We start from the raw sequence: 20,289 nt of genomic DNA on the forward strand, positions 1-20,289 counted from the left end.
GCCGCACAGCCTCCCGACCACACCCACAGCACCCTGGAGTATCCCCGCATGAGAAGACCTCTGCTCGCCGTGACGGCAGCCGCTGCCGCAGCCCTGCTGCTGGCCGGCTGCGCCGCCGGTTCCAGCACGGCCGACAACGCCGACGACGCCACGATCGTGATCGGCTCGCTGTACGAGCCGCAGAACCTGAGCAACACGCAGGGCGGCGGTCAGGGCGTGACGGAGGCCTTCAACGGCAACGTCTACGAGGGGCTCTACAAGCTCACCGACGACGGCGAGGTCCAGCCCCTGCTCGCCGAGTCCGAAGAGGTCAGTGACGACGGCCTGACCTACACGATCACGCTGCGCGACGGCGTCGAGTTCCACTCCGGCAAGAAGCTGACCTCCGCCGACGTCAAGGCGAGCGTCGAGGCGGTCCTCGCCGACGACTCGAAGTCGGCCCGCAAGTCGAGCTTCGGCCCGATCGCGGACATCGCGACCCCCGACGACAACACGGTCGTGTTCACGCTCTCGCAGCGCTCGATCTCGTTCCTCTACAACCTGAGCTACGTGTGGATCGTCAACGCCGAGGCGGGCGATCTGACCACGACCGAGGACGGCACCGGCCCGTACACGCTCGACGAGTGGAAGCAGGGCAGCACGCTGACCCTGAAGCGCTTCGACGGCTACTGGGGCAGCCTCGCCAAGAACGCCGAGGTCGTCTTCACGTACTTCACCGACGCGACGGCCGAGAACAACGCGCTGCTGACGGGTGAGATCGACCTCATCACCAGCATCCAGGGCCCCGACCAGCTGGCGCAGTTCGACGGCAACAGCGACTACGTCGTGAGCGAGGGCACCTCGACCACGAAGGAGCTGCTCGCCTTCAACGACCGCGTGGCGCCGTTCGACAACGTCGACGTGCGCAAGGCCGTGTACTCGGCCATCGACACGAAGAAGCTGCTGAGCTCGATCTGGGGCGACTACGGCACCCTCATCGGTTCGATGGTGCCGCCCACCGACCCCTGGTACGAGGACCTCACGGGCGTGAACCCCTACGACCCGGCGCTCTCGAAGGAGCTGCTGGCACAGGCCGGATACGCCGACGGGTTCACGTTCACCCTCGACACCCCGAGCTACGACCCGCACCCCGCCGTCGCGGAGTTCCTGCAGTCGCAGCTGGCCGAGGTCGGGATCACGGTCGAGATCAACACGATCAGCGCGGACGAGTGGTACACGAAGGTCTTCAAGGACCGCGACTTCACCGCCACCCTGCAGGAGCACGTGAACGACCGCGACGTGGTCTGGTACGGCAACCCCGACTTCTACTGGGGCTATAACAACCCGCAGGTGACCCAGTGGGTGTCCGAGGCCGAGCAGGCCACGACCGTCGACGAGCAGACCTCGCTGCTCAAGCAGGTCAACGAGCAGATCGCGGCGGATGCGGCTAGCGTGTGGCTGTACCTCTACCCGCAGATCGTCGTGGCCTCCAGCGACGTCAGCGGGTACCCGGTCAACGGCTTGAACTCGCAGTTCTTCGCCTACGACATCGTCAAGTCCTGATCCACGGATGATGCCGCCGACCGACCGGGTCGGCGGCATCATCCATTCCCGGTGAACCCCATGGTCGTCTATCTGCTGCGTCGGGCCGCGTTCCTCGCGGTCTCCCTCGTCGTCGCTATGGTCGTCATCTTCGTCCTGCTGCGGCTGCTGCCCGGCGACCCCGCGAACGCCCTACTCTCGGTGGATGCGACGCCGGACCAGATCGCGGCGGCCCGCGCCCAGGTCGGCTCCGACCAACCGCTCGTCCAGCAGTTCGCGACCTGGGCCGCGCAGCTGCTGCGCCTCGACCTCGGCGAGTCGTACATCTCCTCGCGGTCCGTCGGCGACGAGGTCGCGGCGCGCCTCGCGATCACGCTCCCGCTCACCCTGCTCGCCTTCGGCCTCGCCCTCGTCGTCTCGCTCATCGTGGGCATCACCGCCGCGGTGAAGGCCGACCGGTGGTACGGCATCCTCCTGTCCGGCTTCGCACAACTCGGTGTCGCCGTTCCCGTCTTCTGGGTTGGCGTCATCCTGGTCTGGATCTTCGCGCTCCAACTGGGTCTGCTTCCCTCGGGCGGGTTCCCCCGCCACGACTGGGAGGATCCGGCCGATGCTCTGCGCTCGCTGACCCTGCCCGTCATCACGATCGCGATCGTGATGAGCGCGTCACTCAGCCGCTATGTGCGCGCCGCGACCCTCGACGTGCTCGGCAGCGACTACCTGCGCACCGCCCGGGCGGGCGGCGCCTCGCGCGCCGAGGCGCTTCTGCGTCACGGGGTGCGAAACGGCGCCGTGCCGGTCGTCGCCGTCCTCGGTATCGAGCTGTCGACGACCCTGCTGGGAGCGGTGGTCGTCGAGAGCGTGTTCACGCTGCCGGGGCTCGGCAGCATGCTGCTCACCGGCATCGAGCAGCACGACTTCGCGAACATCCAGGGCGTCCTCGTGGTCAGCACCCTGTTCGTGCTGCTCGTCGGGTTCGCCGCCGACGTGGTGCAGCGTCTGATCGACCCGCGCCTGCGCACGAGCGTCTCGGGCAACCGATGAGCGGGGCGGCTCTGAAGGCGCAGACGGATGCGGTCGCCACCGCATCCGTCCGGCGGCGCCGCCCCCACGCGACGCTGATCATCGGGATCGTGCTGGTGGGACTCGTCGTGCTCACCGCGGTCGTCTCCCTCGTCTGGCTGCCCTACCCGCTGAGCGACATCAGCGGTGACCGACTCGAATCCCCGAGCCCCGCGCACCTGCTCGGCACGGATCGCCTGGGACGGGACCTGCTGAGTCAGCTCATGGTGGGCGCCCGCATCGCTCTAACGGTCGGGGCCGGCGCGGTGCTGATCGCCGCCGTGATCGGGATCTCGCTGGGGCTCGTGGCCGCGTTCGCCCGACCCTCGCTCGACGACACGCTCTCGGCGGCGCTCGACGTGGTGATCGCGTTCCCCGTGCTGCTGCTGGCGATGCTCGTGGTCGCCGTGCAGGGCCCGTCGCTGTTCTCGGCGATCCTCGCGATCGGACTGGCGATGTCAGCCGTGGTGGCGCGGCTCACCCGCATCCTGGCGCGCCGCGTTCTCGGCGAGCAGTACGTGATCGCCGCGCGCACGAGCGGAACACGACTGGGCGGCATCATCCGGCAGCACGTACTGCCCAACATCGCCCCGACGCTGCTCGTGAGTCTCGCGCTGCAGTTCGGCATCGCGGTGCTCGCGGAGGCGAGCCTGTCGTACCTCGGGCTCGGCGCCCCGCCCCCCAACGCGTCGTGGGGGCGCATGCTGCAGGAGGCGCAGGGAACCGTGCTGACCGCTCCGGTCGGCGCGATCGCCCCCGGCATCGCGATCGTGGCGCTCGTGCTCGGCATCAACTTCCTCGCCGACGGACTGCGCGAGTGGACCGACCCGACCCGACGGAGGTCGCGATGAGCCTGCTCTCGGTGAACGGACTCTCGGTGCGCGCGGGCGGCGCGACACCCGTGCGCGACATCTCGTTCGAGGTTGCAGCCGGCGAACGCGTCGGGGTGATCGGCGAGTCCGGATCCGGCAAGTCGCTGACCGCCCTCGCGGTGCTGGGTCTGCTGCCGCAGGCCCTGTCCGCATCCGGCTCGATCCGGCTCGACGACCGGGAGGTCGTGGGCACGCGCGATGCGGACCTGCGGCCGCTGCGCGGCCCTGTCGCCCAGATCGTGTTCCAAGAGCCGCTGACAGCCCTCGATCCGCTGATGCGCGTGGGGCGTCAGATCGCCGAGCCGCTGCGGCGCTGGCGCGGGCTGCGCGGCGCGCCGCTGCGCGAGGCGGTCGCTGCGGCGCTGGCAGAGGTGGCCCTGCCCGATGCCCGCATCGCCCGCGCCTATCCGCACGAGCTGTCGGGCGGGCAGCGGCAGCGGATCGCCATCGCCATCGCGCTGGCGGCCCAGCCGCGCCTGCTCATCGCGGACGAGCCGACCACGGCTTTGGACGTCACGGTGCAGGACGGCGTCCTCGCGCTGCTCGAACGCCTCGTCGACGATCGGGGCATGGCGCTGCTGTTCATCAGTCACGACCTCGCGGTGATCTCGCGCATGGCCGAGCGCGTGATCGTGCTGCGCCAGGGCGCGATGATCGAGCAGGGAACGGTCGCCTCGGTGCTCACCGAGCCCGCGCACCCGTACACGGCGCAGCTGATCGGCAGCGCCCGCATCCTCGACTCGGCCCTCGACGCGGGTGCGCGAGACGAAGGGGGTGCGCGATGAGCGTGCTGGAACTTCGCGCGGCGGGGTTCGCGTACGGATCGCAGACGGTTCTCGAAGACGTGTCGCTCGCGGTCGGCGCGGGCGAGTCCGTCGGTCTGGTCGGCGAGTCGGGAGCGGGCAAGTCCACGATCCTGCGCCTGCTGCTGGGACTGTCGCGCCCGCGTGACGGCGAGGTGCGCTTCGACGGCGCGCCCCTCGCGTTGCGCGATCGCGCGCTCATGCGCCGGTTCCGCGCGAGCGTGCAGCCCGTCTTCCAGGATCCGTACTCGTCGCTCGATCCCCGCCAGCGCATCGATCGGATCGTGGGCGAGCCGCTGCGCTCGCTGGGTCTGGCGTCGGGAGCGGATGCGGCGACCCGCGTCGCCGAGGCGGTCGCCGCCGTGGGGCTGTCTCCGGACACCCTCGAGCGCTACCCGCACGAGTTCTCGGGCGGTCAGCGTCAGCGCATCGCGATCGCCCGAGCGATCGTGTCGCGCCCGCGCGTGCTCCTCGCCGACGAGCCGGTGAGCGCGCTGGATGTGACGACACGCGTGCAGGTCATCGAGCTGCTCGCGCGCCTGCGCGAGGAGACGGGCCTCGCGCTGGTGATGGTCTCGCACGACCTCGGCGCGGTCGCCGCCCTGTGCGAGCGGACGGTGGTGCTCCAGCACGGCCGCGTCGTGGAGGAGGCGCCGACCGCCCGCATCCTCACCGCCGCCGAGACCCCCTACGCCCGCGAACTCGTCGCCGCCGTCCCCCGCCTCCCCCGCTGACCCGCTCGCGCCGCTCCCCGCGATGCGCCCCGCTCGGGCCCTGTCCTTTGCCCGAGTTGCGTCGCAGTTGCGCAACCGCCACACCTTTGCGCAACTGCGCCTGAAAAGGACTGTCGCGGTTGCGCAGAAGTGTGGCGGCAGCGCCCGCTCCCACCCACTGGCACGCCCCGTGACCGGCACGGGATGCGGGTGGCACCGCACGCATCCCATGCGCACGGATACGCTGACTGCATGCGTGCCCGACTCCTCGCTCTCCCCCTCGCCGTCGCCGCCCTCGCCCTCCTGTCCGGATGCGCGAGCGCGGCCCCCGCCCCCGCCGTCACCGCGCAGAGCACGCCCTCGAGCGCCGATGCGCAGACGGCCGGCACCTGCACCTACTCCGCCGGTGGCGCAGCCGCCCGCGAGGTCACGACCCCGCCGTCCGAGCCCGCGGTCACCGGCACCGTCGCCGTGACCCTGCAGACCTCGGCCGGCGACATCCCCATCAGCATGGATGCGGACCGCACCCCCTGCACGGTGAACAGCTTCGTCTCCCTCGCCACCCAGGGCTACTACACCGACACGAACTGCCACCGGCTGACCACCTCCGGCATCTTCGTGCTGCAGTGCGGCGACCCCACCGCGACCGGAATGGGCGGTCCCGGCTACCGCTACGCCGACGAGCTCGACGGCTCCGAGACCTACCCTGCGGGAACCGTCGCCATGGCCAACGCCGGCCCGGGCACGAACGGCTCGCAGTTCTTCCTCGTTTACCAGGACACCCAGCTGAGCCCGGACTACACGGTGTTCGGACACATGGATGCGGCCGGCACCGCCGTCGTGCAGCAGATCGCTGCGGCCGGCACGGACAGCGGCGGCGCCGACGGCAAGCCCAAGACCCCGGTCACGATCACCGGGGTGACCGTCGGCTGAGCGCGGCCGCATCCGTCAGCGGGGAAGCGGGCGCGATCAGCGCTTCGTGAACGTGTCGGTGATGTCGTGCCAGGCGTACACCGCGGTGGGCTGCTCGCCGTGCGCGAAGTCGATCAGGATGCGGCGGGCGTCATCGACCCCGAGCAGTTCGTTGGCGAGAATCGACTGACTCGCCCGGAATCGCGCCAGTCGCATGTCGGGGCCGGACGTGTCAGCATCCGTCGCCGCGACTCCGTGCCAGAAGCCGCGGATGCGGGCGAGGCCGCGGCGCTGTCGGCGCCACTCGACGGTCAGGCCCGCACGGCCTCCGGCCGTCTGCGCGTAATCCCCGGACGACGACTCGAGGATGACGTAGCCCGGCCCGTGCGCGTCGTCGATCCAGCTCACGGCGGCGGCGATGAGCGCGTCCGACGGGTCATCGTGCGTACCCAGCGTCTCGGTGCGAAGCACCAGCCCCGAATGCGGCGCGTCGTCGAAGCTCTCGGTCGGCGGCCACCACACCCGGTCGGCCGCGGTGCTGTATGCCCAGACCGCCAGCGAGTGGCGCGCCGCCGTCGCCCAGACGAGCGGTTCCAGCTCATCGGCCGCATCCCACGCGCAGGACAGGACCGCCGTGTGCCCGGCCGATCCGTAGTCGGCGTAGCGACCGCCCGGCGGGAGTTCTTCGGGAGCGTCCTCGTAGCCGCGGAAGCTCTGACGCATCTCGCGTTCCCAGGCGGCGATGGACGCGGCGGGCGCCGTGCCGATCTGCGCGTCGAACCACTCCTGCAGCCGGTACACATCCCTCGGCGCACCCGTGGGATCGAAGACGGCAATATCGAACGACATGGACTTCCCCCTACTCCTCGCCGTCCAGTCTTCCCCTCGCCGCCGCGGCAGACGGGTTGTCCACAGCACCGGCGGCGCGGGCCGCATCCGTCGGCTCAGTAGAATCGAGAGCATGTCCAAGGTCCTGCAGTCCCTGCCCGTCGGCGAGCGCGTCGGCATCGCGTTCTCCGGGGGCCTCGACACCTCCGTCGCCGTCGCGTGGATGCGCGACAAGGGCGCCGTGCCCTGCACCTACACGGGAGATCTCGGCCAGCCCGACGAGGACGACATCGCCTCGATCCCGGGCCGTGCGCTGCAGTACGGCGCCGAGGTCTCGCGCCTGGTCGACTGCAAGACCGCACTCGTCGAAGAGGGCTTCGTGGCCCTCGCCTGCGGCGCGTTCCACATCCGCAGCGCCGGACGCACCTACTTCAACACGACGCCCCTCGGCCGCGCGGTGACGGGAACCCTCCTCGTTCGCGCCATGAAGGAGGACGGCGTCGACATCTGGGGCGACGGCTCCACCTACAAGGGCAATGACATCGAGCGGTTCTACCGCTACGGCCTGCTCGCCAACCCCGCGCTGCGCATCTACAAGCCGTGGCTGGATGCGGACTTCGTCACCGAACTCGGCGGCCGCAAGGAGATGAGCGAGTGGCTCGTCGCGCACGACTTCCCGTACCGCGACAGCGCGGAGAAGGCGTACTCCACGGACGCGAACATCTGGGGCGCGACCCACGAGGCCAAGACGCTCGAGCACCTCGACGTGTCGCTGGAGACCGTGGAGCCGATCATGGGCGTGCGGTTCTGGGATCCGGCCGTCGAGATCGCCACGGAGGACGTGACGGTCACCTTCGATCGCGGTCGTCCCGTCGCCCTCAACGGCGTCGAGTACACCGACCCGGTCGAGCTCGTGTTCGAGGCGAACCGCATCGGCGGCCGTCACGGGTTGGGCATGAGCGACCAGATCGAGAACCGCATCATCGAGGCGAAGTCCCGCGGCATCTACGAGGCTCCCGGCATGGCGTTGCTCTTCATCGCCTACGAGCGCCTCGTCAACGCCATCCTCAACGAGGACACCCTCGCCACTTACCACGAGCAGGGCCGCCGTCTCGGCCGCCTCATGTACGAGGGCCGCTGGCTGGAGCCGCAGTCGCTCATGCTGCGCGAGTCGATCCAGAAGTGGGTCGGGTCCTCCATCACGGGCGAAGTGACGCTGCGTCTGCGCCGCGGCGAGGACTACTCGGTGCTCGACACGACCGCTCCCCACATGTCCTACGGGCCGGAGAAGCTGTCGATGGAGCGCGTGGGCGACGCGGCGTTCGGTCCCACCGACCGCATCGGTCAGCTCACGATGCGCAACCTCGATATCCAGGACTCGCGCGCGCGCCTCGAGCAGTACGCGGGCCTCGGGCTCATCGGCGGAGCGACCGGCGCGCTGATGGGCGAGCTGCGCCGCGGTGCGGCGGATGAGATCGTCGAGCACGCCGAGCCGTACGACGCCGAGCGCGAGGATCTCGCCGAGGCGACGGATGCGGTCAACGAGGCGTCCGCGTTCGACTCCGGAACCGACTGATCGGAGAAATTGCACATGCCTGTGCAATTTTGGGCGTAGACTCCTCGTCATGCCCACCGCTGTTTCGTCGCGCCCTGACGCCCTGCGCAACCGCGCGGCGCTCGTCGCGGCCGCCACCTCTCTGATCGCGCGCGACCCGCACGCATCCATCGCCTCGATCGCCGAGGCCGCGGGCGTCAGCCGCCGCGCCGTCTACGGCCACTTCCCCGACCGCGGCGCCCTCGTGGCCGAGCTCGTCCGCTCCGGGGCCGAGCGTTTCAACGCCCTCGCCGCCGAGACGATCACCGACGAGCCGGCGCCTCTCGCCCTCGCTCGACTCACAGCTCGCCTGTGGGACGAGGCCGCGCAGGTGCAGGTCGCCGCATCCCTCGCGCTCGACGACGCACACATCGAGCAGACCGCCTACATCCTCGCTCCCGTCCGGCGCCGCCTGATGGCGATCGTGCGCGAGGGACAGGATGCCGGGACGCTTCGCACCGACGTGACCGCGGCGACGCTCGCGCGACTCATCGAGGAGGCCGCGCGCATGGTGATCACCCGAATCGACGCGGCGAGTTCGCACGCGCGCGGGCTCGCGGTGCGTACCGTGCTCAGTATCGCCGGACTCTCCTGGCGCGAGACGGATGCCCTGCTCGAGACCCACCCCGAGCTGGCGGAGGAGGACTGATGCGCGTCGAGGCGATCACCGTCAGCAAGGGGCGCGGCGGCCAGGCCCTCGCACCCGTGTCCCTCGCCTACGAGACCGGCAGCGCGAGACTCGCGACCGCAGAGACCGAGCAGCGCCCGACGGTACTCGGACTGATCGCGAGCGGGCGGATGCGGCCCGACACCGGCGTGGTGTTGATCGGCGGCGCGGAGAACAACGCGGCGCTACGCCGGAAGGTCGCGCTCGTCGACGCGCCCGACGTGTCGGATCCTGCTCCCAACGTCACGGTGTTCACCGTCGTCTCCGAAGAGCTCATGTTCGCGGGGCGCCCGTCGAACCCGATCGCGACCAAGGCGTGGCTCACCGAGGCGGGGCTGCTGGAGATCTCGCGCACCCCCATCGCCGACGTCGCTCCCGCGGACCGGCTGCGCATCCTGCTGGAGCTCACCGTGCTGCGCCCGGATGTGGAGGGACTCGTACTCGTCTCCCCCGACCGACACGGCGGCGATCCGCACGTGTGGTGGGAGCTGGCGGAGGAGTTCGCCGGCCGTGGGCTCGCGGTGCTGGTGATCGCCGGGCAAGCGGCCGGTGCAGTGCTCGCGGGCCGTGCCGCACGGGCCGAGATGGATCAGACGGAGGTGGCGCGATGAAGGTCCCCGCGATGATCACGGCGGAGTTGCGCCGACTGACGTCCACGAAGATGTCGGTGATCGCCCTGATCGCCCTCATGTGCGTGCCCGTGCTCTACGGCGGCCTGTACCTGTGGGCCAACCAGGATCCGTACGGTCGCCTCGATCAGGTGCCGGTGGGCCTCGTCGTGCTGGATGCGGGCGTGACCGAGAACGGCGAGACCACGAACTACGGCGACCAGGTCGCCGACAACCTCGTGAAGGACGGCACGTTCGACTGGCAGCGGATGAGCGCCGACGGCGCCCAGGACGCGCTGAAGCACGGGGCGGTGGACTTCACCGTCACGATCCCCGCCGACTTCTCCGACGCCCTGCAGTCGGCCGCCGGGACCTCGCCGCGGCAGGCGGGGCTCGAGCTGGCGACCAACGACGCCAACAACTACCTCGCCTCCACGATCGGGTCCCAGGCGATCGAGAAGATCCGTGCTTCGGTGGCGAAGCTGGTGGGCACCCAGGCCGCGAACCGCCTCCTGACGGCGATCAGCGACATCCGCGGCAACCTCGTCACCGCGGCGGACGGCGCATCCCAGCTCGCCGACGGCGCGGCATCCGCCCTGGCCGGGTCCCAGAAGCTCGGCGACGGCGCATCCCAGCTCGCGGACGGGACGGCCCAGCTCTCCTCCGGCGCATCCCAACTGGCGGGCGGTGCGTCACAGCTCGCCGATGGCGCGAGCCAGGTCGCGGCGGGCACGGCCACGCTCGACGGCTACGCCGACCGCGCGGCGACCGCATCCCAGGGTCTGGTGAACGATCTGCCTGCCATCCGTTCCGCGATCGCCGACGAGCTCGCCGCGCGCGGACTCACTCCCGACGAGATCAACACCGTGCTCGCGCGCCTCGACACCCTCGGCGGCGATGTGTCGTCGGCGAACGATCGGGTGCAGTCCGCCGTGAGTCAGATCGACCGGCTGAACGCCGGCGCCGCCCAGGTGTCGCAGGGAGCGGCGAGTCTCGCGAGCGGCTCCGCGCAGCTCGCGGAGGGGGCGGCGTCCGCCGCCAACGGGGCTGCGGCGCTCCGGGACGGCACGGGCACACTCACCGCGGGTCTGTCCCAGCTGGATGACGGCGCCGATCAGCTCTCGAGCGGACTCGCCGACGGCGTCGCGCAGATCCCCGACTCCGACGCGGCGCTGCGCGAGCAGCAGGCCGACACGATCGCCGATCCGGTGGATGTGGAATCGAGCAAGGTCGCCGCGGCGGCCGACTACGGCGCAGGCCTCGCCCCCTTCTTCGCCTCGCTCGCGGGCTGGATCGGCATCTACGCGCTCTTCCTGATCGTGAAGCCCATCTCGCGCCGCGCGGTCACGGCGCTGCACTCCCCCGTCCGCATCACTCTGGCCGGCTGGCTGACGCCGGGCCTTCTGGGCGGCATCCAGATGATCGCGCTGTTCGGGGTCCTGTCGCTCGCGCTCGGCTTCACGTTCGCGAATCCCCTGGCAACCCTCGGCATCATGGTGCTCGCCTCGCTGACGTACGCGGCCATCATCCTCGCGCTGAACGTGTGGCTCGGATCGGTCGGCCAGTTCCTCGGTCTCGTGCTCATGGTGCTGCAGCTCGTGACGGCGGGCGGCACGTTCCCGTGGCAGACTCTTCCGGCACCGCTGACGGGGCTTCATCACGTGCTGCCGATGGGCTTCGTCGTCGATGCGATGAGACAGCTCATGTACGGCGGCGACATCGCCCGCATCGGCAGCGACATCACGGTGCTCCTGACCTGGATGCTGGGCGCCCTGGTGCTCGCGGCTCTGGGCGTCACGCGGATGACGCACAAACGCACCCTCCGCGACCTCGCTCCCTCCCTCATCGGCTAGCGTCGGCATCCGCCGCGCCGTCCTCCTCGGACCAGGAACCGCGAGACTGCATTTCGAGTACGAGATCACTGTCAATACCCGTGATCTCGTAAAAGAGATGCAGTCTCGCGGGACGCGGTGTGGCGGGTGGCGGATGCGACGGAGCGGTGCCGCCGCAGCGCGCCGTGGGACGCGGGACGGATGCGGGCGCATACACCGCACGCCCAGGGTCCTGCCACGGTTCGTCCAGAAAGCCCCCCTACGGTGTCCAGGTCGCCCGCGAGCCCGAACTCGTGCGGCGGCAGCCCCGACGACGGGGCCAGTCCACCCTGCTGGCGCAGCGCGTGATCGTCCCCGACGTCACTCGCGCCCGCGCGTTCTCCGTGCCCCGCGTCAGGCAGGCCGCTTGACCCTGGAGCCCTATGCCCCGCTTTCGTCGCGCCCTGTTGAGCGCTGCCGCCGTCCTGGTGGCCGTCCCCCTTCTCGTTCCCACGGCGGCGTTCGCAGCCTCCGACGACCCGGCACCCACGCCGACCCCCTCGATCTCCACGCCTCCCGCCGATCCTGCGCCCCGCGCGATCGACCTCGACGCATCGCTCTACCTCACGCTGGCGCGCTCGGTCTCGGCGTCCGCGGCAGGCAAGGCCGACACCACGACGCTCGACAAGGAGATCGCCCGGTTGAGCTCCTCCACGGAGCTCTCGGATGCGGTCGCCGAAGCCTCCATCACCGTGCTGCGCGACGCGACCGCTCGCGTCACCGCGGAGCGCAACGCGTACGACGCCCAGGTCGCCGCCGAGCAGCAGGCGGCCGCGGAGGCGGCAGCCGCCGCGCTCGCGCAGGCGAACACGCCGGACGGCGCTCGCGCAGCGGCTCGCACGATGGCGGCCGAGAACTACGGCTGGGGCGACGACCAGTTCTCGTGCCTCGAGTCCCTGTGGCAGCGTGAGTCGAGCTGGAACTACCAGGCCTACAACGCCGGCAGCGGCGCCACCGGCATCCCGCAGGCGCTGCCCGGATCGAAGATGGCCTCGGCCGGCGAGGACTGGCAGACCTCCGCGATCACGCAGATCCGCTGGGGCTTGGACTACATCGACCGTGCCTACGGCACGCCGTGCGCGGCGTGGGGCCACTCGCAGGCAACCAGCTGGTACTGAGAACGCGAACGACGAAGGGGCACCCGCATCGCGCGGGTGCCCCTTCGTCGTTCCGGCGTCAGAGCGCGGCGCGGAGCCCCTCGACGAGCGACGTCGTCGGGCGGCCGATGAGCTGCGACAGCGTGCGGTCCTGGGAGTCGAGAGCGCCGGCGGCGATACCCGCATCCAGCGCGGCGACGAAGCCGGCCGTGCCCTCATCCAGCCCCGCACCCCGCAGAGCCTCGAGCAGATGCTCCTCGGACAGAGCCACATACGTCACGTCGCGCCCGTGGATCTCCGCTGCGGCGGCGGCGAGATCGGCGTAGCCGAACGCCACGTCACCGGCGAGCTCCAGCACGCGCCCGAGGTAGGCATCGTCCGTCGCGACGACCGCGGCCGCCTCGGCGAAGTCCGCGCGGGCGGCGGCCGCGACCTTCCCGTCGGCGACGGCGGCGGCGATCACGCCGGACTCGGCGGCGCGGGCCACATCCTGCGCGTAGTTCTCGATGTACCAGTTGTTGCGGAGGATCGTGTGGGGCAGGCCGGATGCGGCGAGCGCCTCCTCCGTCGCGACGTGCTCCGCAGCCAGCGGCAGCGGGCTCGTCGTCGCGTGGTAGAGGCTCGTGTAGACCAGCCCCCCGACCTTCGCGGCCACGGCGGCGTCGATGACGGCCTGGTGCTGGGCGAGACGCTTGCCCACCTCGGAGCCCGAGACGAGCACGACGCGGTCGATCCCGGCGAAGGCGGCGTCGAGCGTCTCGGGGGCGTCGTAGTCGACGACGGCCGTGCGCACGCCCCGGTCGGCGAGGTCGGCGACCTTGTCGAGGCTGCGGGCGCCTGCGACGACGTCGGATGCGGCGACGCCGCGCTCGAGCAGGCTTTCAACGATGAGGCGGCCGAGGTGTCCGCTGGCGGCGGTGACGAGAATGGTCATGGGGTGTCCTTTCGATCCGGTACGTGGGGGTAAGCCCACCTTCCGCTTGGGACATTCCCTTTGTCAGGTACCCACTTTGGAGTAAGGTACCCACGCCATGGTGAGTTATGTGAAATTGCAGGCCCTGCCCGAGGGATTGTTCACCCACGCGTGCCCCACGCGCACCGTTCTCGATCACGTCATGAGCCGGTGGGGGGTGCTCGTGCTGTCGGCCCTCGTGCGCGGCACCCTTCGGTGGGGCGAGCTGCGTCGGGCGGTCGACGGCATCAGCGAGAAGATGCTCGCCTCGACCCTGCGCCAGCTCACCGCAGACGGCTTCGTCGAGCGGGAGTCCTTCCCGACCGTGCCGCCGCACGTCGAGTACCACCTCACCGACCGAGGCCGCGAGCTCATGGCGCGGATGCTGCCGCTGCTGGAGTGGATCGCCGTGAACGCCGATGAGATCGTGGCGGGGGAGTCGGAGCCGGCTCAGGCGTAGCGATTCGCCCCGGCTCATGCCGGGCACCGGACACGTGGGAGGGGTTCCGCCCGAGCGGCTCAGCGCGGGTCGGTGTCCTTGTCGCGCAGCTCGTCGACGTACATCGCGTCCTCGTCCAGTGTGCGGTTGCGGTACGCCTGTCGGCCGACCATGTGCGCCGACAGCGGGGCCGTGGCGAGCTGGATGAGGGCGATCGGGATGAGGAAGGCCACCGCGGCCCAGCTGCGAACCGACAGGGCGATCGCCAGGCAGATCAGCAGGAACCCGAGCACCTGCGGCTTGGTCGCGGCGTGCAGGCGCGTGGGGACGTCGTGGAAGCGCAGCAGGCCGATCGCCGCCGTCAGGCACAGGAGCGCGCCGAGGAGGATCAGCACGAGAGCTGTGGTGTCGAGGACGGCATCGATCGGGAATCCCGCATCCGCCTGGACGTGAGCGATCATCGCTGGTTCGCGTCCTTCCTCGCGACGAACCGCGCGATCGAGATCGATCCGAACACGCCGACCGCGGCGATCACGAGCAGCACGGGCAGCGTGCGGGTGTGGTGGTTGATCGCCATCTCGGCGCCCAGCACGCACATGACCTCGGTCAGCAGCACGTCACTGGCGACGGCCCGATCGAGGATCGAGGGCCCCTTGATGACACGCCAGAGCGTGAGCAGTGCGGCCACGGCGAAGACGAGGTAGATCGCCACGAGCAGCGGGTTCATCGGCCGGCCTCCTTCGCCTGTGCGCCACCCCTGCGGGCCGGCGCGACCTGCGAGAGCTGCGCGCGCGAGCCGACCGCCCGCACGATCCGCCGCTCCCAGCGCTGCACCTGGCGGCGCTGCGCCTCGACGTCCGCATCCGAGTTCACGCCGATCACGTGCAGGTACAGGATGCTCTCGTCGCGGTCGATGTCGATCACGAGCGATCCCGGGATGAGGGATGCGGTGACCGCGGTGTGCGCGAGGATCAGCTCGTCGTTCGTGGCGAGCGGCACGGCGATGACCGCGACCCCGGGATAGCGCCGAGGATTCACCACCTGCCAGGCCACGAGCAGGGAGCCCTTGACGAGCGCGCCGAGGAAGGCGAGGACGAACACGAGGCCGTACCAGAGGTTGACCCGCCCGGAGAGCTCCACCGGCGGCAGCCGGAAGACCCGGGTGACGAGGATCGCCGCCACGAGTCCGGTCAGGAACGCGATGACCGTGAACTGACCCCACAGCAGCATCCACAGGGCGACGAGCCACAGGAAGAACGGCAGTTGCCGCCAGGTCTGGGCGATGAGTCCTTTGGGGCCGCGAAGGTGTCGGATCACTGATCGACCTCCCCGGACTGCGTCTCCAGCTGCACGAGCTGAACGGGCTGCAGCAGCGCGTCGCCGATGCGGGTGCACATGTCGTAGAGGGGGCCGGCGAACACCGTGAGAGCCACCGTGACGGCGACCATCCCCGCGGTGGCCGCGGTCATGACGCGGGGGATGACGCGGCGTTCGGTCTGGATGCCGGCGGCCGGGGCGTTACCGAGGTACTCCACACGGGCCTCGACCTCGGGCTCCTCCGTGTCGTCCTCGCGCCAGAATCCGAGGTTCCAGGCGCGCATGAGCGCGTAGAGCGTGAGGAGCGAGGTGACGATGCCCGCGACGATCAGGACGATCATGAGCGGGGTGCCGACCTGGGCCGCGGCGTCGAACAGTCCGTACTTGCCGATGAAGCCCGAGAACGGGGGAAGCCCGCCCAGGTTCACGGCAGGGATGAAGTACAGCACCGCGATCACGGGAGCCGCGCGCATGAGCCCCTTGAGCTTGAGGATCGACGTGCTCCCGGCGCGACGCTCGATGAGTCCGACGGCGAGGAACAGGGTCGTCTGCACCACGATGTGGTGGACCATGTAGTAGATCGTCGCGCCGATCGCCGCGGGGGTCGCGATCGCGAGCCCGAACACCATGTAGCCCACGTGGCTCACGAGGGTGAACGACAGGATTCGTTTGAGCTCGGCCTGGGCGACCGCACCGAGCACGCCGACGATCATCGTGGCGAGGGCGACGATCAGCAGCAGCACGTTCACGTTGCTGTCGGGGAACAGCTGTGTCTCGGTGCGGATGAGCGCGTAGACGCCGACCTTTGTCAGCAACCCCGCGAACACGGCCGTGACCGGCGCGGGGGCTGTGGGGTAGGAGTCGGGCAGCCAGAACGACAGCGGGAAGACAGCCGCCTTGATGCTGAAGGCGAGCAGCAGCATGAGGTGCAGCGTGAGCTGTACGTGCTGCGGCAGCTCCCCCATCCGTTCGGCGATCTGCGCCATGTTCACGGTGCCGAGGGCGCCGTAGATCATGGCGATCGAGGCGAGGAAGAGGATCGAGGAGACGAGCGAGACGACGATGTAGACGATGCCGGCACGGATGCGGGACTCGGTCCCGCCGAGGGTGATCAGCACGTAGGACGCGACGAGCAGGATCTCGAAGCCCACGTAGAGGTTGAAGAGGTCGCCCGCGATGAACGCGTTGAAGATGCCCGCCGCGAGGATGAGGTACGACGGGTGGAAGATCGAGACCGGGGTCTCCTCGTCGCCGTCGGCGGCTCCCTGGCCGACCGAGAAGAGCAGGACCGCGAGCAGCACGACGCTCGAGACCACCACCAGCAGAGCCGCCAGCCGGTCGACGTACAGCACGATGCCGAAGGGGATCGGCCATCCGCCGACGGCGACCGCGATCGGCTGGCCCGAGTCGACGACCACGAGCAGCACCGCCGCGATCGCGAGCACCGCTGTGAGGGTCGTGATCGAGACGGCGACCTGAACGCGCCGACGCCGACCGAACACGAGCGCGATGGCTGCGCCGATGAGCGGCAGGGTGACCAGAAGCGGAACCAACGCGTTCATCGCTCACCCTCCTCGTCATCGGTGCGCCTCGCGGTCGGTCGGTCGGTCGGCGCGTCGTCGCGGATGCCGGGCACGTCGAGGCTTCCGAGCACCGTGATGGGCACACTCGCCGCATCCACGAAGTCCGTCGTCGCGTCGTCGGTGGTGATCTCGTCCTCCATGGCCTCTTCGTCCTCGACCGCACGACCGCGAAGCGCGATGTCCTCGACGTCGTCCTCGACCGTGTCGGCCTGACCCAACTGCCAGGAGCGGTAGATGAGCGCGAGCAGGAACGCCGAGACCGCGAAGGTGATCACGATCGCCGTCAGCGTCAGCGCCTGGGGGAGAGGATCGGAGAACTGGGCCGAGTCGGCGCCTTTCGCGAAGAAGGGCGCGGTTCCGGGGAAGCCCATCACGATGAGCAGCAGCAGGTTCGCGGCGTTGCCCAGCAGCAGGAAACCGATCAGCACCCGCGTGAGGCTCCGCTCGAGCATCGCGTACACGCCGCACGCGAAGAGCACGGCCATGACGGCGATCAGGACGACGGAGACACTCATCGGGCACCGGCCCCCTGCTGCTCGAGCTGGAGCTTCTGGCGGTCGACCTCGGCGCCGAGGCTGCGGAGCACGTCGAGCACGAGTCCGATGACGACGAGGTACACGCCGATGTCGAAGATCGTCGACGTCACGAACTCCACGTGGCCGAGCACGGGGATCGTCGCGTCGACCCAGGTGCTGGTCAGGGGGTCCACGCCGAAGAACAGCGGTACGACGGCGGTTCCGACGGCGAGCAGCATGCCCACCCCGAGCAGGCGCCCCGCATCCGTCGGCGCCGCGGCGCCGAGCTCGTAGCGGCCGCCCGCGACGTAGCGCATGACAAGGGCCATGCCGGCGATGAGGCCGCCGGCGAACCCGCCGCCGGGCAGGTTATGACCGGCGAACAGCACGTACAGCGACACAATGATGATCGAGTGGAACAGGATCCGCACGACGACCTCGAGCAGGATCGAGCGATTCTCCGGCTTGACCTTCGCGCCCCCGACGAGCCAGGCGCGACGCCCGCTCTCGCCCGCGCCCTGCGGACGAAGGCCCTCCGACGTCTCGAGCAGCGGACGACGGCGGGGAAGACGGGGCAGCGGCTTGGTGAAATCGGAGAGCGTGTCGGAGCGGTGGGTGACGAACACGAGTGAGGCGACGCCGGTGGCCGCGAGGATGAGCACCGAGAGCTCGCCCATCGTGTCCCAGCCGCGGAGGTCCACGAGGGCCACGTTGACGACGTTGCGTCCGTGGCCGATCTCGTAGGCGAGCTCGGGGAAGGCGAGCGAGATCGGCGCCTCGACGCGCGCAGAGGTCGCGACGATCGCGACGAGCGCCATCGTGAGACCGACGCCTGCCGCGAGCACGGCGCGGGCGAGGGGCGCGACCGAGGCGTTGTGATCGCCCATCCGCGCCGGGATGCGGCGCAGCACGAGGGCGAACGCGATGAGCGTGACGGTCTCGATGAGGATCTGCGTCAGCGCCAGATCCGGGGCGCCGCTCGTGGCGAACAGCACGACCATGCCGAGCCCCGTCACCGAGACCAGCACGACGCCCGTGTAGCGCTTGCGCGCGCGCACCGCGATGATGCCCGCGACGATCATGATCGGGGCGACGAACACCTGGGTCGGCGACTGCCACGCATCCAGCTGCGCGCGCCACTCCGGCGTCGCCAGGAGCGTGACCCCCTGCGAGACGACGAAGACGACGAAGATCGTTCCCACGTAGACCGGCAGCGACCCGCGCTGCGTCAGAGTCGTCGTCCACACCGAGATGCGCGCGATGAGACGCAGGACCGCGTTGTAGGCGTCGGCGGCGGTGAACGGGAGGATGCGGCGACGCTCGGCCCACCGCACCTTCAAGGCGAACCAGAACAGGAACGCTCCCACCGCCAGCGTGCCGAGCGAGAGGAACAGCGCGGGCTCCAGGCCGTGCCACAGAGCGAGGTGCGTGGCCTTCTCACCGGCGGCCGGGGCGAGCTCGGCGTATCGCGCGAACGCGGTGTCGACCCAGGGTGCGGCGAGCCCCGACACGAGCGTGAGGCCGGAGAGGATGACGGGCGCCGCGAGGAAGCCGACGGGCGGGTCGGGCCACTCGGTGCGCTCGCGCGGCGCGCCCGCAGCATCCTTCTTGGTCCAGAACGCGCCCCAGACGAAGCGGATGCCGTACGCCGCCGTCAGCGCCGACCCGATGAGGATGCCGATGAGCGCGACCGTCGCCCACACCGATCCGTCGTCGAGGAACGCCGCCAGTGCCGACTCCTTCGCGACGAAGCCGATGGTGGGGATGAAGCCGGCCATGGACGCGACGGCGATGATCGAGAAGGTCGCGAGCGTCGGTGCTTGCCGCCCCACTCCGGAGAGCTCGTTGATGTCGCGGGTGGACAGCTGACGGTCGATGACGCCCACCACGAGGAACAGCGACGACTTGAAGAGAGCGTGGCTCAGCAGCAGTGCGAGACCGGCGAGCGCAGCCTCCCTCGTGCCGAAGCCGAGCACGACGGTCAAGAACCCGAGCTGACTCACCGTGCCGAAGGCCAGGATGCGCTTGAGGTCCGACTCGCGAAGCGCCTGCACGCCGCCGAGCAGCATCGTGAACACGCCGAGGCACACGATGATCGGACGCCACGGATCGGCCTCCGCGTAGACGGGCGCGAAGCGGGCGATCAGATAGATGCCGGCCTTGACCATCGCCGCCGCGTGCAGGTAGGCGCTGACGGGCGTCGGCGCGGCCATGGCGCCGGGGAGCCAGAAGTGGAAGGGGAAGATCGCGGACTTGCTCAGCGCTCCCACGAGCAGCAGCACGAGTGCGGCGTTGACGGTGGGACCGGTCGGGGCCTCGGCGAGGATCGTCGAGATGCTGGTCGTGCCCGCCTCGACGACGATCAGCACGACGCCGATCAGCATGACGAGTCCGCCGAGGGTGGTGACCAGCAGAGCCTGCAGTGCCGCACGGCGGCTGACACCACGTGCGTGGTAGTAGCCGATGAGCAGATACGACAGCACGCTCGTGATCTCCCACAGCATGACCAGCACGACGATGTCGTCGGTGAGCACGAGTCCGTACATCGCGCCCGCGAAGGCGAGGAGCACGGCAGAGAACTGACCGAGGCCCTCGCGCTTTCCGGCGAAGTACCAGCGGCAGTAGAGCATGACGAGCGCGCCGACACCGGTGACGATGAGCGTCAGCACCCAGCTGAGCATGTCCATGCGCATCGACAGCTCGATGCCGAGCGACGGCATCCATTCGTATGTCTCGAACGGAATGCCGCCCGACAGAACCTGCGGCGCAAGCCACAAAGTGTGACCGAAAGCGATGATCGGCAGCACCGCCGCCACCGCGAACGCACGAGCCCCCAGGCGAGACACGAGCCAGGGCAACAGCAGAGGAACGAGGGCGAACGCAGCGAGGAGCACCAGCAAAGCGGCCTCCTCGTGGTCGTCGGGGCTCCGCGGCA

Annotated in this window: 20 protein-coding genes; 12 read left to right on the forward strand and 8 right to left on the reverse strand. The window is 70.0% G+C overall.

Annotated elements, in window-relative coordinates; genetic code table 11:
- Positions 1 to 48 precede the first annotated feature (48 nt).
- The 6 genes from AC1VNH_RS10490 to AC1VNH_RS10515 all read left to right on the forward strand — a co-directional run bounded on the left by AC1VNH_RS10490 (position 49) and on the right by AC1VNH_RS10515 (position 5,904).
- Positions 49 to 1,542, forward strand: a complete 1,494-nt coding sequence (locus AC1VNH_RS10490; protein ID WP_483111297.1) for an ABC transporter substrate-binding protein — start codon at positions 49 to 51, stop codon at positions 1,540 to 1,542.
- 60 nt (positions 1,543 to 1,602) lie between these two features.
- Positions 1,603 to 2,565: an ABC transporter permease gene (locus AC1VNH_RS10495; protein ID WP_483112719.1), complete on the forward strand. Its 963-nt coding sequence runs from the start codon at positions 1,603 to 1,605 to the stop codon at positions 2,563 to 2,565.
- Complete coding sequence (locus tag AC1VNH_RS10500) at positions 2,562 to 3,434, forward strand: ABC transporter permease (protein WP_483111299.1); 873 nt, start codon at positions 2,562 to 2,564, stop codon at positions 3,432 to 3,434. Before AC1VNH_RS10495 ends, AC1VNH_RS10500 begins: the two co-directional genes overlap by 4 nt.
- The gene (locus AC1VNH_RS10505) at positions 3,431 to 4,240 is read left to right on the forward strand and encodes an ATP-binding cassette domain-containing protein (protein WP_483111301.1); all 810 of its coding nucleotides are present in this window, start codon (positions 3,431 to 3,433) and stop codon (positions 4,238 to 4,240) included. The genes AC1VNH_RS10500 and AC1VNH_RS10505 overlap by 4 nt, the downstream gene beginning before the upstream one ends.
- The gene (locus AC1VNH_RS10510; RefSeq protein ID WP_483111302.1) at positions 4,237 to 4,992 is read left to right on the forward strand and encodes an ABC transporter ATP-binding protein; all 756 of its coding nucleotides are present in this window, start codon (positions 4,237 to 4,239) and stop codon (positions 4,990 to 4,992) included. The genes AC1VNH_RS10505 and AC1VNH_RS10510 overlap by 4 nt, the downstream gene beginning before the upstream one ends.
- A gap of 231 nt (positions 4,993 to 5,223) precedes the next feature.
- On the forward strand, positions 5,224 to 5,904 hold the full coding sequence (locus AC1VNH_RS10515; RefSeq protein WP_483111304.1) for a peptidylprolyl isomerase: 681 nt from the start codon (positions 5,224 to 5,226) through the stop codon (positions 5,902 to 5,904).
- A gap of 36 nt (positions 5,905 to 5,940) precedes the next feature.
- Here AC1VNH_RS10515 and AC1VNH_RS10520 read toward each other — a convergent pair whose 3' ends face one another.
- A complete protein-coding gene (locus AC1VNH_RS10520; RefSeq protein ID WP_483111306.1) occupies positions 5,941 to 6,732 on the reverse strand; it encodes a hypothetical protein in 792 nt (263 codons plus the stop codon).
- A gap of 112 nt (positions 6,733 to 6,844) precedes the next feature.
- On the opposite strand from AC1VNH_RS10520, the gene argG reads away from it, so the two are divergent.
- From argG to AC1VNH_RS10545, 5 genes are all read left to right on the forward strand, one after another.
- Positions 6,845 to 8,287 (forward strand): argininosuccinate synthase, encoded by a 1,443-nt coding sequence (gene argG / locus AC1VNH_RS10525; RefSeq protein WP_483111307.1) that lies wholly within the window; start codon positions 6,845 to 6,847, stop codon positions 8,285 to 8,287.
- A gap of 49 nt (positions 8,288 to 8,336) precedes the next feature.
- Complete coding sequence (locus tag AC1VNH_RS10530; protein WP_483111309.1) at positions 8,337 to 8,954, forward strand: TetR/AcrR family transcriptional regulator; 618 nt, start codon at positions 8,337 to 8,339, stop codon at positions 8,952 to 8,954.
- Positions 8,954 to 9,583 carry a hypothetical protein gene (locus AC1VNH_RS10535; RefSeq protein WP_483111310.1) on the forward strand — a complete coding sequence of 210 codons (630 nt, stop codon included), beginning with the start codon at positions 8,954 to 8,956 and terminating at the stop codon, positions 9,581 to 9,583. The genes AC1VNH_RS10530 and AC1VNH_RS10535 overlap by 1 nt, the downstream gene beginning before the upstream one ends.
- Positions 9,580 to 11,433 carry a YhgE/Pip family protein gene (locus tag AC1VNH_RS10540; RefSeq protein WP_483111311.1) on the forward strand — a complete coding sequence of 618 codons (1,854 nt, stop codon included), beginning with the start codon at positions 9,580 to 9,582 and terminating at the stop codon, positions 11,431 to 11,433. Before AC1VNH_RS10535 ends, AC1VNH_RS10540 begins: the two co-directional genes overlap by 4 nt.
- A gap of 401 nt (positions 11,434 to 11,834) precedes the next feature.
- Positions 11,835 to 12,569, forward strand: a complete 735-nt coding sequence (locus tag AC1VNH_RS10545; RefSeq protein WP_483111312.1) for an aggregation-promoting factor C-terminal-like domain-containing protein — start codon at positions 11,835 to 11,837, stop codon at positions 12,567 to 12,569.
- A gap of 58 nt (positions 12,570 to 12,627) precedes the next feature.
- On the opposite strand, the gene AC1VNH_RS10550 is transcribed toward AC1VNH_RS10545, so the two are convergent.
- Positions 12,628 to 13,482: an NAD(P)H-binding protein gene (locus AC1VNH_RS10550; protein ID WP_483111313.1), complete on the reverse strand. Its 855-nt coding sequence runs from the start codon at positions 13,480 to 13,482 to the stop codon at positions 12,628 to 12,630.
- Between the two features lie 97 nt (positions 13,483 to 13,579).
- Here AC1VNH_RS10550 and AC1VNH_RS10555 point away from each other — a divergent pair, with 97 nt between their 5' ends.
- A complete protein-coding gene (locus tag AC1VNH_RS10555) occupies positions 13,580 to 13,960 on the forward strand; it encodes a winged helix-turn-helix transcriptional regulator (RefSeq protein ID WP_243226239.1) in 381 nt (126 codons plus the stop codon).
- A 59-nt stretch (positions 13,961 to 14,019) separates the two neighbouring features.
- Here AC1VNH_RS10555 and mnhG read toward each other — a convergent pair whose 3' ends face one another.
- The 6 genes from mnhG to AC1VNH_RS10585 are packed head-to-tail and all read right to left on the reverse strand — an operon-like array spanning position 14,020 to position 20,254.
- Positions 14,020 to 14,400, reverse strand: coding sequence for a monovalent cation/H(+) antiporter subunit G (gene mnhG / locus AC1VNH_RS10560; protein ID WP_483111314.1), 381 nt, complete (start codon positions 14,398 to 14,400; stop codon positions 14,020 to 14,022).
- Positions 14,397 to 14,666: an MrpF/PhaF family protein gene (locus AC1VNH_RS10565; RefSeq protein ID WP_243226241.1), complete on the reverse strand. Its 270-nt coding sequence runs from the start codon at positions 14,664 to 14,666 to the stop codon at positions 14,397 to 14,399. The genes mnhG and AC1VNH_RS10565 overlap by 4 nt, the downstream gene beginning before the upstream one ends.
- Positions 14,663 to 15,256 carry a Na+/H+ antiporter subunit E gene (locus AC1VNH_RS10570; protein WP_483111316.1) on the reverse strand — a complete coding sequence of 198 codons (594 nt, stop codon included), beginning with the start codon at positions 15,254 to 15,256 and terminating at the stop codon, positions 14,663 to 14,665. The genes AC1VNH_RS10565 and AC1VNH_RS10570 overlap by 4 nt, the downstream gene beginning before the upstream one ends.
- A complete protein-coding gene (locus tag AC1VNH_RS10575; RefSeq protein ID WP_483111317.1) occupies positions 15,253 to 16,818 on the reverse strand; it encodes a Na+/H+ antiporter subunit D in 1,566 nt (521 codons plus the stop codon). The genes AC1VNH_RS10570 and AC1VNH_RS10575 overlap by 4 nt, the downstream gene beginning before the upstream one ends.
- Positions 16,815 to 17,354, reverse strand: a complete 540-nt coding sequence (locus tag AC1VNH_RS10580) for a Na(+)/H(+) antiporter subunit C (protein WP_483111318.1) — start codon at positions 17,352 to 17,354, stop codon at positions 16,815 to 16,817. The genes AC1VNH_RS10575 and AC1VNH_RS10580 overlap by 4 nt, the downstream gene beginning before the upstream one ends.
- A complete protein-coding gene (locus tag AC1VNH_RS10585; RefSeq protein ID WP_483111319.1) occupies positions 17,351 to 20,254 on the reverse strand; it encodes a Na+/H+ antiporter subunit A in 2,904 nt (967 codons plus the stop codon). Before AC1VNH_RS10585 ends, AC1VNH_RS10580 begins: the two co-directional genes overlap by 4 nt.
- Positions 20,255 to 20,289 lie beyond the last annotated feature (35 nt).

Source organism: Microbacterium sp. KU4F, assembly GCF_056868075.1.